Origin of the sequence: Vallitalea sp., assembly GCF_025211055.1 — a bacterium.
In the GTDB taxonomy this organism is placed as follows: Bacteria; Bacillota; Clostridia; order Lachnospirales; family Vallitaleaceae; genus Vallitalea.
The window spans coordinates 1-12148 of record NZ_JAOARO010000086.1; the positions used below are offsets into that span (position 1 = coordinate 1).

Below are 12148 nucleotides of genomic sequence, written 5' to 3' on the forward strand. Positions count from 1 at the left end.
AAACTAATAAAACAGTAAGCAACAATATTAGTTTTTTGGCAATTAATACTTTATTTTCTATCATTCTAATTCTCCTTGTTAGTGTTCTATATTTTTATAAATAATAGTTTACAACATTTTAAATGTTATGTAAATAATAAAATTATTTAACAATAATATAGTGTGTCAACTAATTAGCATTAACAATAGAATGGGATTTCTTCGGGACTGATTCTTCCTAATGAATATTGTTTCGATAAGGATTATTGCCTTTTGGCAACTCGAAGAAGTACGAATGAAATAAAAGCTCATCCAGAAAAATATAAATATATGCCCCAAAATCAAAAATTCGATTTCCTTCCAGTTGAGAAGTTAAAAGAACTGTATCATATGCGCTGGGGGATTGAAACCTCATTTAGGGAACTAAAGTATGCCTTAGGATTAATAAACCTTCATTCAAAAAAAGTTCAGTTCATCATACAAGAAATTTTTGCTCGCCTAATTATGTACAACTTTTGTGAGCTTATAACTCTTCATACTGTTATAAAACAAAAGAAAGGCACAAAACATTTATATCAGGTGAATTATACAATAGCCATAGCCATCTGCTTGCATTTTTTCAAATGTAGGGGGCATGAGCCCCCTGATGTTGAAGCACTTATTAAAAAGAATATTTTACCTGTCAGGCCTGGACGCAAAGACCCTCGTAAAGTCAAATCCAAGTCTGCAGTAAGCTTCATATATAGAGTAGCATAATTTAATTTAAAGTAAAACTGTTTTGCAGAGAAAAATCACTCTGCTTTATTCGCATGTCTAAAAATACAATTTTTTATTTATTAATGTTAAATCGCAATAAGAAAAAAGAGTCTTGCACTATTTCATAGTGTAAAACTCTTCCTATACATCTTAACTTAATGACATTGCCTTATAGGGGCTTGTTTTTACTTTGAGTTATTACAAACTTCTAAAATACTTTTGATATAATATGATATAATATAGAAATCCGAAATCAAAAAATGTGATAAAATAGGTATTTACAAGAGTGTTATGACATGATATAATAATTAGCTGTCAGTTCGAAACCATCCTGACACTAAACAAAACTAGGGAGGAACATAAAAATGAATAGAAGTACAAAGTTTTTGACGAAAGCAGGTTTGATTGCGGCTATTTATATTGTACTCACATTAGCTTTTAGACCAATAAGCTTTGGAGAAGTACAAGTTAGGATTGCAGAGGCACTAACAATATTACCATTTTTTACTCCAGCTGCCATTCCTGGATTATTTATAGGATGTTTGCTTGGTAACTTTTTAGGTGGTGCAATATTATACGATATAATATTTGGAAGTTTGGCATCATTGATATCATCAGTACTAGTATATATGTTAAGACGATATAAATATCTAGTACCTATACCACCAATAGTAATCAATGGTATAGTAGTAGGCTTAATCCTTAAGTATGCATATGCAGTACCATTACCATTAATATCACTAATGGTATTTGTTGCAATAGGACAGACTATTGCTTGTTATGGTCTTGGATTACCGCTGTTGTTTTTCATACAAAAGAATAATATATTTAAAAATGATTAATGATTAATAAATAGTATTATTATATCTAAAGCTATAGATATAAATTATAATAAGGTATATTTAATTTTAGAAGTCATAAAAAGCGCTATATAGCGCTTTTTTAATGTATAGATCTTTAATTAATACGTTTACTTAAGATTCTCAGGATTCAAACACTCAAGTTCAGGTAAAACAAACATACCATCTTTTCTAATAAGAACATCATCAAAATATATTTCTCCACCACCATATTCTGGAGTTTGAATATATACAAGATCCCAGTGTACAGTAGAACGATTTCCGTTATCAGCATCATCATAAGCATTACCAGGGGTTAGGTGTATACTACCCATAATCTTTTCATCAAACAAAGTTTCTTTCATAGGATGAATCACATAAGGATTAACACCTATAGCGAATTCACCAATATATCTTGCACCTTCATCAGTATCAAGAACAGCGTTAATTTTTTCATTATTATTTGCAGTTGCTTTTACAATCTTACCATTCTCAAATTCAAAAATAATATTTTCATATGTATAACCAAGATAAACAGCAGGTGTATTATAGCTAATTTTTCCATTGATAGAATTTTTTACAGGTGCTGTGTAGACCTCACCATCAGGTATATTAACTTGACCATCACACTTAATAGCTGGTATATCTTTGATAGAGAAAGATAAGTCTGTACCTTCACCAATAATTCTTACTTTGTCAGTACGATTCATAAGTTCAACTAAAGAATCCATTGCCTTAGACATCTTAGCATAATCAAGATTACACACATTAAAATAAAAGTCTTCAAAATCTTCTAAGCTTGTATTAGCTCTCTGTGCCATTGCATAACTTGGAAAACGTGTAACAACCCAACGAGTATCGGGTACACGAATTTGATGATGAACTGGTCTAAAATGAAACTCTTCATATATCCTTCTGTTTTCAGTAGGTACATCACTTAATTCATTATTATTATCATCTGAACGAATACCAATAAAACAATCCATTTCTTTCATTATTGTTGCGTCTCTTTTTGCCATAATATCAACTTGTTCTTTAGTGCAATGAAGTAATAATTCTCTCTTAATAGATTCGTTTTCAAAATTAACAAATGGTACTCCACCAGCGGCATAAACCTCTTTAATAAGTTGTCTTGCAAGAGGGTCTGTATTATGACCTATTTGATTGATTAAAACTTTATCTCCTTCTTTAACTTTAACAGCATAATTAACTAGATTTTTAGCTAATTTAACAATTCTTTCATCCATTATAATTCCTCCTTTTATATACATGGAAAGTTCTTAGTTAGCATAATATACCAACTAGAACATTATACCTTAAAAAAAATAAGACTAAACCTTGCTACGAAAGAAGCATAATAGCCTATTTATTATATATATTATATGTATTATTTTAAAGTATACCACAATCAGGAAAAAAAAATAAGGTCATATCAACTACAAAAAATTATTAATTTAATTATATAAAAATCTGTTGAATATGGTATAATACCAATTAGAAAAGTGAAAAAGGAAGGAGAACTGTTATGGAATTTACAACAGTTAAAGAACTATTCAGAAATACTAGTCAGTATGTAGATAAAGAAATCACAGTAGCAGGCTGGATAAGAAGTGTTAGATCATCAAAAGCATTTGGATTCATTGTTCTTAATGATGGAACATTTTTTGAAAATTTACAAGTTGTTATTAATAGCGAACTAGAAAACTTTGCTGAGGTATCTAAATTAAATGTAGGATCGGCTATAATTGTAAAAGGTAAATTTATTGAAACTAAAGGCGCAAAACAACCTTTTGAAATACAAGCTATAAGCGTTGAAATAGAAGGAGCATCCTCACCAGATTATCCATTACAAAAGAAACGTCATACATTTGAATATCTAAGGACAATATCTCACCTTAGACCAAGAACTAACACTTTTTCAGCAGTATTTAGAATACGTTCAGTTGTAGCTCAGGCAATACATCGATTCTTCTCAGATAAAGGATTTGTATACGTTCATACTCCAATCCTTACAGGTAGTGACTGTGAGGGAGCAGGGGAAATGTTCAGAGCTACTACACTTGATTTGAATAACGTTCCAAAGGACGAAGAAGGGCATATAGATATTAAGCAAGATTTCTTCGGAAAAGAAACTAATCTTACAGTTAGTGGTCAGCTTAATGTTGAGACTTATGCAATGGCATTTAGGAATGTATACACATTCGGTCCAACATTCAGAGCAGAAAACTCTAACACTGTAAGACATGCAGCAGAATTTTGGATGATTGAACCAGAGATGGCATTTGCTGATTTGATTGATGATATGGATATAGCAGAAGAAATGATCAAATACATTATTACTTATGTAAAAGAAAATGCTCCAGAAGAAATGGAATTCTTTAATAAATTTATTGACAAAGGTTTATTAGAAAGACTTGATAATGTACTAAACAATAAATTTGAGAGAATCACTTATACTAAAGCCGTTGAGCTTCTGGAAAAAAGCGGAGAGAAATTTGATTATCCTGTAAAATGGGGAGCCGATCTTCAAACAGAGCATGAAAGATATATAACTGAAAAAGTATTCAAAAAACCTGTATTCGTCATCGACTATCCAAAAGAAATAAAAGCTTTCTATATGAAGTTGAATGAAGATAATAAAACAGTTGCAGCTATGGATCTATTAGTTCCTGGTGTTGGTGAAATTATTGGTGGCAGTCAAAGAGAAGAAGACCACGATAAACTAATATCCAAGATGAAAGAATCAGGATTAAAAGAAGAAGACTATTGGTGGTATCTTGATATAAGAAAATACGGCGGATGTAACCACGCTGGATTCGGATTAGGATTTGAACGTATGATTATGTATATAACAGGCATGAGTAACATAAGAGACGTAATACCATTCCCTAGAACAGTAAATAATTGTGACATCTAAAATAGTCTGCTAAGACTACCGTATATATAATAAAACTCGTTTTTCTAATGGAATTACGGGTTTTTTATTGAAATTTTTTCATATAATTATTGTAAATTAAAGTAAATTTGGCGATAATTATAATGAAACTTACTTGTTTTATAGAAAAACAAACTATATAATATACTAGTATCCAAATAAGAGTATCTATAATACGAATAATTATTAGGAGGTTAACTTTGTTAGAAAAACAAAGTAATGATAACAATGGGAAAAAACACTAAAGATTTGAAGGATACCAAGACTATAGATAAGAAAACAATATACAAAAGAGTTCTTAAGATTGGACTGGGGTTTCTAACACTTATCGTATTATTTATAGGATTTCTACTAATATATTTGCATAATTCGTCGTTTACAGTTGCTTTTAATCAAATAGAATTCGGTGGATATTTCAATGATAAAGAATTAGGAAAGATTATTGAGATAAAAGAAAATAATGTATCTATAGAGATACCAATAGACGTTATAACTACATCTTTTAATCATAAGATTGATGAGATGAAAATACAAAACGGTTACATTATTAATAATGGCTTCATTGATACTAATGAAAGTAAAGCATATATCAATACTACTATACATGGAGTAAACATACCAATATCCACGGATGTAACACTAGAGATCAATGATAGAGAGATACAAATTAATTTTACTAACATGAAACTAAGAAACAAGAACTTCTTATCATTACCTAAATCCATAGAAGAATCTATAAAGGATAAGTTGATTAAGAATAAAGAGATATTAAATATAAGCTTAGATGACTATAATATACCAGACATAGCAACTATCCATAGTATCAATATGGAGTCAGACAAAGTAGTTATTGGTTTAGTCATTAATGAAGCTAGAACAAAACAAATACTAGTAGACATTGCTAAGTTTAAAAGTGAAGAACTCTATGGTATATATAAAAATAATGGTGACAATACTCTAGAAAAAGTTTTAGATATTATTGATAAAGAAATAATATCCAACAAAGATATAGAAATGATACTGACAGATATACTCATAGGAAATGAAAAGCTAATAAAAAATATATTAATACTGACAGATGAGAGTAAAATTGATTACGTTCTTAATGATTATGGAAAATATATTACTCATTATAGTAAAAAAGATATAACAAATGAGAAAAACAAGCTTATTCTAGGGAAAATTAAAAATTATTGTACCTTATTACTTGAGCAAGTAGAAGAATTACCCCAAAAGAAGTACGTAGTATACCTAAATAATCCTTATGACATAGACAGAGATGTATCTGTTTTTATAAAAGATATAATCGTTAAATATAATCTTGATATACCAGAAGATGTATATGACAAGATGAATTTTTTATATAATTATATAGATAAAAATTATATGATTGCATATAAAATAGATAATAAAAAATATGCAGTGGTTGATAAAATGAATTATGACTTTATTGATAAAAAAGATTATTTAGCTTATCAATTTGAGAAACCACTAGAGACAAAAGTATTTTATGATGAAGATATTGAAAAGAGTATAAAGGAATATTTTGCTTCAGAGGTATTTATAAGATATATGAATACTGATGGTAGATATGCTTTTGCAATAGCCTCAGATTCTAATAATTATCAAAGCTATGAGAGATTTGCTCTAGAAAAGAACGATACATGGAAGATTATAGATACAGGTATTGATGATTTATATACTTTTAGTATTAATCATCCTGGATTTAATATAAGAGCTATAACTGATGATTTTATTGAAGATAATATATATAGTCTATCAGAAAAAGATATAAATGCTGTATTGGACCAATTGGAATATAGAGATATAATACCTGACAGAAAAGAAATAGGTATAAAATATTGTTCTTATGATGGTAAATACATTTCTATAAAATTGACTAATGATGAAGAATACGTATTTTCAATAAAATATTCTTATTTGGATAAGGTCTATAAAAAAGAAGTAGCAATAAATAAATGGAGAAATATATCTCCACTTATATTATTACAAGATAAAAATAATGACAAAAATGATGCAAAAACTAATCAATAGATAATTTATGGATTAGTAAGTTACTAAAGAAAGGAAGACATTATGGAAACAGTTATGAAGCAGTTAGACAATATCAAATTTAAAGCGCTGGAAATATTGACAGCATATGGTTTTAAAATCTTAATGAGTTTAGTTATCTTAATCGTAGGATTAAAAGTTATTAAATATCTAGTTAAGCTAATTGAGAAGTTCTTGAACAAATCAAAAGTAGATATATCATTATCTAAATTCTTGTTATCAGCAACAAGATTAATATTGAAGATATTACTTGGTATCATCATAATGGAAAATCTAGCTATTCCAACAACCTCGCTTATAGCAGTTATTGGAGCAACTGGTATTGGTGTTGGTATGGCTTTACAAGGAAGTCTTGCTAACCTTACAGGAGGAATCTTAATATTATTATTGAGACCATTCAAAGTAGGAGATTTCATTGAAGAAAAAGCATTTGGACATGAGGGTATAGTAGAAGATATTCAAGTGTTCTATACAACGCTTAGAACAAGAGACAATAAAGTGATAACTGTACCTAATGGAAGTTTATCCAACAGCAGTATTATAAATCATTCAACAATGGATATTAGAAGGGTTGATTTAACTTTTGGGGTAGCTTATGAAGAGGACACTTTTGCTGTTAAAAGGGCAATAAAAGAAGTTATTGAGAAACATGCTCTCATACTTAAGGATAGAGAACCATACATTAATATTAGTGAACATGGGGATAGCTCAGTTAATTTTGCTGTTTTGGTATGGTGTAAAACAAAAGATTATTTACAGGTGAAGTTTGACCTAATAGAACAGATTAAGATTAAGTTTGATGAAGAAAATATTTCAATCCCTTATCCTCATATGGATGTAAACATTGTTAATAATGAAGGTAAGATTGCCAAGTAAAGAGAATTGTATTAAGAATATAGATTCACTAATATGAAATATATTTTCAAGAGGAGATGTTTAGATGGAAAAGTACAAAGATTATATTCTTGATTTTCTAAAAAAAATACTAGAAACAGAAAGTCCCAGTGGATTTTGCCAAAACATCATGAAACTCATAAAAGAAGAAGCTAATGACATGGGCTATGACATGGAATTTACTAACAAAGGCTGTGGAGTCATAAGAATTGAAGGTAAAAATAAAGAGGTTCTAGGATTATCAGCTCACGTTGATACTTTAGGAGCTATGGTAAGATCCATTAAATCTAATGGAACAATTAGGTTCACTAGTATAGGCGGATATCTTATGAACAGTATAGAAGGCGAATACTGTAAGATATTCACAAGAGACGATAAAGAATATGATGGTACCATACTAACTACAAAACCTTCAGTTCACGTATTTTCTGACGCATCAGAGCATAAAAGAATAGAAGAAAATATGGAAGTAAGAATAGATGAGAGTGTATCATCTAAAGAAGATGTAGAAGAACTAGGAATAGAAGTAGGTAACTTCATTGCTTTTGACCCTAGAGTTAGGATAACAAAAAGTGGTTATATAAAATCTAGACATCTAGATGATAAAGCAGGGATAGCTACTATTTTTGCTTTGATGAAATACATAAAAGATAATAATATAATACCTGATAACACAATAAAAATATTTATATCTACATATGAAGAAGTAGGACATGGTTCTTCTTATATTCCGCAAGATATAACAGAGATGATTGCAATAGATATGGGTGCTATGGGGGATGACCTTTGCTGTACTGAACATGATGTATCTATCTGTGTAAAAGATTCATCAGGGCCTTATGACTATAATATGGTTAATGAATTAGTAAGCATTGCAAAAGATAAAGAGATTGGATATGCATTAGATGTTTACCCTAACTATGGTTCAGATGCATCTGCTGCACTGCGTGCAGGAAACAACATTAGAGGAGCACTTATTGGACCAGGGGTACATGCATCTCATGGTATGGAAAGAACTCATATAGAGGGCATTCTCAATACCTTAAAGCTATTATTGGGGTATATTAATTAAATATTATTATAAAGGTTAATTATGGAGTTTGGAATTTAAGTCAATATTGTTATATGTAGTATATTTTGCAATAGTATAATTTGTATACTATTTAATTACAAAGTATTTGCTTTTTATTAATATTATGATTAGACGTTATATATACAGATAAAAGCAAAAACCTCAGGAATTAACCTGAGGTTTTTGCTTTACCTACCGTTGACTAAACAAACTGTTCTACAGAGAAAATATTCTTATCTCCTCTAAATCTAGAGACAGTGTACTCTACAGGTGTCTCAAATTTATTATAACCTTTTACATGAAATAATTGTATTGCAGTTGTCTTATTAATTTCAAGTAATTCACAATCTTCCTTAGTAGGAACAACAGCTTCCATTTCTTTAACTATTTTATAGACTTTAGTATTAATATTGCTAGATAGTATGCTATATAATGATTCTTCATTCATATTATTATCGAGAATATGTTTACAAAATGAATAAGGTAAATAAGTTTGAGAAATTATTAGTGGTTCATTATTTACAAATCGGAGCCTCTTTAAATAGATAACGTCTGTATTCGGTGCGAGATTTAAAGCAGATGCAACTTCTGGGGTAGCGGAAACTACCTTAAAATCTAAAACCTTAGTACTAGGGGTATATCCATTTCGTAACATTTCATTATCAAAGCCCTCTGCTTTCTGAGTAAAATCATGTTTGATTTTGGTTTGAGCAACAAAAGTACCTCTACCTTTTACACGATAAAACTTTCCTTCATTAACTAATTCAGTCAACGCTTGTCTGATGGTTGTTCTGCTTATACCATAAATATCACATAGCTCAAACTCAGTAGGTATCATATCACCTGGTTTTAAAACTTCATCCTTCATCATTTCAATCAAAATATTTTTGAATTGAAAATAAAGAGGAATAGGAGTTGACTTGTTAACGGTATACTTTTTAAAACTATCAATACTTGCCATAATTCATCACCCTACTTTATTATATTTTTAGTATAAGGTTTATCTGCTACAACACCTATTTTACAATAATTGGAGAAAAAAGCAAGGGCTAATTTCATTAAATATTATAATAGTTAAAAATTGCTATATAAAAATGTTAGTATACTAGCGATTTTGCCCTAAAAATAAGCCAATCTTATTTTATAAAATATATTTTTAAATATTAAATGTGATTTTTACATAAAATGAAATTTCTTTTATACAAATTTGATATAGCATTTATATATTTATGTGCTTAATTTTAGAAACTTCCCTTGATAGGAGTACATAGAAATTGTACACAAAAAATTAATAATTGTAGTGTTGAGCTTTTATTACTTATGCTTTATACTAATAATATTAAGATTTTTAATGTCATTTATGTATATAATATATCGGTATTATTTGGAAAAAACTTAATAGTTACCTTGATTTTGTGCTATACTGTTTTAATAAATTAGTAGAGAGGACTTAAAATGTTTGGATATGTACAGATTGATAAACTTGAATTAAAAGTAAGAGAATATATGACATACAAAGGATATTATTGTGGATTGTGTATGGCGTTGAAACATAATTATGGAAATCTTAGCAGACTTACATTAAATTATGATATGACATACCTAGTTATCATTTTAACGTCTCTATATGAACCTATTAATAATTGCTCTAATTGCAGATGTGTGGCTCATCCTCATAACAAACAGTTGATGATAGATAATGAGGTAAGTGAATATTGTGCAGCGTTAAATATTATGTTAGCATATAATAATCTAAAAGATGACTGGAAAGATGAACGAAGTATAAAAAGTCTTCTTGCAATGATACTGTTTAATAGAGGGTATAGAAAAGCCAAGAAAAAATATCCTGAGAAAAATGAAGTAATAATTAAATTCATAAAAGAATTAGAAGAACTTGAAAAAGCTAATTGTAAGGATATTGAAAAGGTATCAAATGTTTTTGGACATCTAATGGGACAATTAATGATTTATAAACAGGACCATTGGAAGCAATATTTAAATAATATTGGCTTATATTTGGGAAAATATATTTATATTTTAGATGCTTATGATGATATAGAGAAAGATAAGAAAAATAAAAGTTATAATCCATTCTTATTATGTGAAGAAGAAAATTTAGAAGAGTATGCTAAGAACTTGTTAAACCTCAATTTATCTTTTTTGGATAGTGAACTGGATAAATTACCTTTGGTAAAAGAAAAACCTATTCTAGATAATATAATATACTCTGGAATTAAAAATAGAATGAGAATTATTTTTGACAAAGATGATTGTAATAAATGCAACAGATTAGAAGAAACCAATTAAATTCTTACTAGGAGGAAAAGATAATGAGAGACCCTTATGAAGTATTAGGTATAGAAAGAGGAGCAAGTAAAGATGAGATAAAAAAGGCGTATAGGGAATTAGCAAAAAAATATCATCCAGATAGATATGCAGACAATCCATTAAACGACCTTGCTGAAGAGAAATTCAGAGAAGTTCAAGAAGCGTATGAGTCACTAATGAACAATAATGACTATACAAGTTCAAGTTATAGCAGCAGTAATTCTAGTTCTGGGTATACATCATCAGAGTATATGAATGTAAGAAGTTATATTCAAGTTAGAAGATTCCAAGATGCAATGAATATGCTTAATGCTATGAGCGATAAAAATGCTGAATGGTATTATTTAATGAGCATCTGCCTTGTTGGTACAGGCTATACCAATCAAGGATTCGAATATGCTAGAACAGCTGTAAATATGGCTCCAAACAATATAGAGTATAGAAATCATCTAACAAGACTTCAAAATGTTCAGAATGGATATAATACTAGAGCATATCAATATAATAGAGGGAACAATAATTCAGATGCTTGTGGATGCTGTTCACAGCTCATATGTGCAGATTGTTTATGTGAATGTCTTGGAGGGGATTTAATTTCATGTTGTTAAAAACAAAGAGATTAGCATACTTAGGAATATTATTGGCGATTAATCAGATTATATTATTGTCAAGTACAATATTTGTTAGTAATACAATAATTATTTTTGCACTAGCAGCTATTTTAATAGGTGTAGTAATCATTGAATTCAATTTAGCAAGTGGTGTGAGCTTTTATATAGCATCAAGTATACTTGCACTTATATTAGTACCTGATAAGATACAAATCATAACATATATTGCGTTTTTTGGGCTATATAGTATAGTCAAATACTTAATTGAAATATTAATAAATCGTAAAAACTTATCAGTAATAATAGAGGTCGTATTGAAGATAGTATATTTCAATATGATATTGGTAATTTATTACTTTATTATAAAGCAGTTTGTATCAGTTTTACCCTTTAATGTAACATGGTGGGTCATTATGGCAGGAGAAGTATTCTTTATTGCATATGATTACTTCTTAGGTTATTTTCTACATATATATGCAAGTAAAATAAAACCAAGATTAAAAAAATATCTTTGAGAGAAATATTTCCACATAGTATGTAGAGAATAATACGATCTAGTCAGTTTTCTTGAATGTAAATATATATTTTAGGTGATAATATATATTACATTAAGTATATAAGTTGTATTAATTTTTAATACAAAATAAAATAACGGAGTGGT

The 12148-nt window shown here is 28.9% G+C and carries 11 protein-coding genes; 9 read left to right on the plus strand and 2 right to left on the minus strand.

The annotated features are described in order from the left end of the window. Positions 1-252 precede the first annotated feature (252 nt). Both N4A55_RS12060 and N4A55_RS12065 read left to right on the plus strand, forming a co-directional pair. Positions 253-735: a transposase gene (locus tag N4A55_RS12060; protein ID WP_293756677.1), complete on the plus strand. Its 483-nt coding sequence runs from the start codon at positions 253-255 to the stop codon at positions 733-735. Positions 736-1100: 365 nt separating this feature from the next. Beyond that, positions 1101-1577, plus strand: a complete 477-nt coding sequence (locus N4A55_RS12065) for a QueT transporter family protein (RefSeq protein ID WP_293756679.1) — start codon at positions 1101-1103, stop codon at positions 1575-1577. A 128-nt stretch (positions 1578-1705) separates the two neighbouring features. On the opposite strand, the gene N4A55_RS12070 is transcribed toward N4A55_RS12065, so the two are convergent. Continuing rightward, positions 1706-2821 carry an aminopeptidase gene (locus N4A55_RS12070; RefSeq protein ID WP_330666397.1) on the minus strand — a complete coding sequence of 372 codons (1116 nt, stop codon included), beginning with the start codon at positions 2819-2821 and terminating at the stop codon, positions 1706-1708. 278 nt (positions 2822-3099) lie between these two features. Here N4A55_RS12070 and asnS point away from each other — a divergent pair, with 278 nt between their 5' ends. The 4 genes from asnS to N4A55_RS12090 all read left to right on the plus strand — a co-directional run bounded on the left by asnS (position 3100) and on the right by N4A55_RS12090 (position 8548). Continuing rightward, positions 3100-4491 (plus strand): asparagine--tRNA ligase, encoded by a 1392-nt coding sequence (gene asnS, locus N4A55_RS12075; RefSeq protein ID WP_293756682.1) that lies wholly within the window; start codon positions 3100-3102, stop codon positions 4489-4491. Between the two features lie 237 nt (positions 4492-4728). Then, positions 4729-6564, plus strand: a complete 1836-nt coding sequence (locus tag N4A55_RS12080; protein ID WP_293756684.1) for a hypothetical protein — start codon at positions 4729-4731, stop codon at positions 6562-6564. 42 nt (positions 6565-6606) lie between these two features. Then, positions 6607-7458 (plus strand): mechanosensitive ion channel family protein, encoded by an 852-nt coding sequence (locus tag N4A55_RS12085; RefSeq protein WP_293756686.1) that lies wholly within the window; start codon positions 6607-6609, stop codon positions 7456-7458. A 64-nt stretch (positions 7459-7522) separates the two neighbouring features. Beyond that, positions 7523-8548: a M42 family metallopeptidase gene (locus N4A55_RS12090; protein ID WP_293756688.1), complete on the plus strand. Its 1026-nt coding sequence runs from the start codon at positions 7523-7525 to the stop codon at positions 8546-8548. Between the two features lie 202 nt (positions 8549-8750). On the opposite strand, the gene N4A55_RS12095 is transcribed toward N4A55_RS12090, so the two are convergent. Further along, complete coding sequence (locus N4A55_RS12095; protein ID WP_293756690.1) at positions 8751-9509, minus strand: GntR family transcriptional regulator; 759 nt, start codon at positions 9507-9509, stop codon at positions 8751-8753. A 494-nt stretch (positions 9510-10003) separates the two neighbouring features. On the opposite strand from N4A55_RS12095, the gene N4A55_RS12100 reads away from it, so the two are divergent. From N4A55_RS12100 to N4A55_RS12110, 3 genes are read left to right on the plus strand one after another with little or no spacing between them, the layout of a single operon-like run. Continuing rightward, a complete protein-coding gene (locus tag N4A55_RS12100) occupies positions 10004-10855 on the plus strand; it encodes a DUF5685 family protein (protein WP_293756693.1) in 852 nt (283 codons plus the stop codon). 23 nt (positions 10856-10878) lie between these two features. Then, entirely contained in the window at positions 10879-11484 is a 606-nt protein-coding gene (locus tag N4A55_RS16935) for a J domain-containing protein (RefSeq protein WP_293756696.1), read from the plus strand. Next, on the plus strand, positions 11475-12002 hold the full coding sequence (locus tag N4A55_RS12110; RefSeq protein ID WP_293756698.1) for a hypothetical protein: 528 nt from the start codon (positions 11475-11477) through the stop codon (positions 12000-12002). Before N4A55_RS16935 ends, N4A55_RS12110 begins: the two co-directional genes overlap by 10 nt. Positions 12003-12148 lie beyond the last annotated feature (146 nt).

Bases quoted from the DNA above. Each gene is read 5' to 3' on its own strand.
- N4A55_RS12065 (WP_293756679.1), top strand. From the start codon at position 1,101: ATGAATAGAAGTACAAAGTTTTTGACGAAAGCAGGTTTGATTGCGGCT.
- N4A55_RS12070 (WP_330666397.1), bottom strand. From the start codon at position 2,821: ATGGATGAAAGAATTGTTAAATTAGCTAAAAATCTAGTTAATTATGCT.
- asnS (WP_293756682.1), top strand. From the start codon at position 3,100: ATGGAATTTACAACAGTTAAAGAACTATTCAGAAATACTAGTCAGTAT.
- N4A55_RS12080 (WP_293756684.1), top strand. From the start codon at position 4,729: ATGATAACAATGGGAAAAAACACTAAAGATTTGAAGGATACCAAGACT.
- N4A55_RS12085 (WP_293756686.1), top strand. From the start codon at position 6,607: ATGGAAACAGTTATGAAGCAGTTAGACAATATCAAATTTAAAGCGCTG.
- N4A55_RS12090 (WP_293756688.1), top strand. From the start codon at position 7,523: ATGGAAAAGTACAAAGATTATATTCTTGATTTTCTAAAAAAAATACTA.
- N4A55_RS12095 (WP_293756690.1), bottom strand. From the start codon at position 9,509: ATGGCAAGTATTGATAGTTTTAAAAAGTATACCGTTAACAAGTCAACT.
- N4A55_RS12100 (WP_293756693.1), top strand. From the start codon at position 10,004: ATGTTTGGATATGTACAGATTGATAAACTTGAATTAAAAGTAAGAGAA.
- N4A55_RS16935 (WP_293756696.1), top strand. From the start codon at position 10,879: ATGAGAGACCCTTATGAAGTATTAGGTATAGAAAGAGGAGCAAGTAAA.
- N4A55_RS12110 (WP_293756698.1), top strand. From the start codon at position 11,475: ATGTTGTTAAAAACAAAGAGATTAGCATACTTAGGAATATTATTGGCG.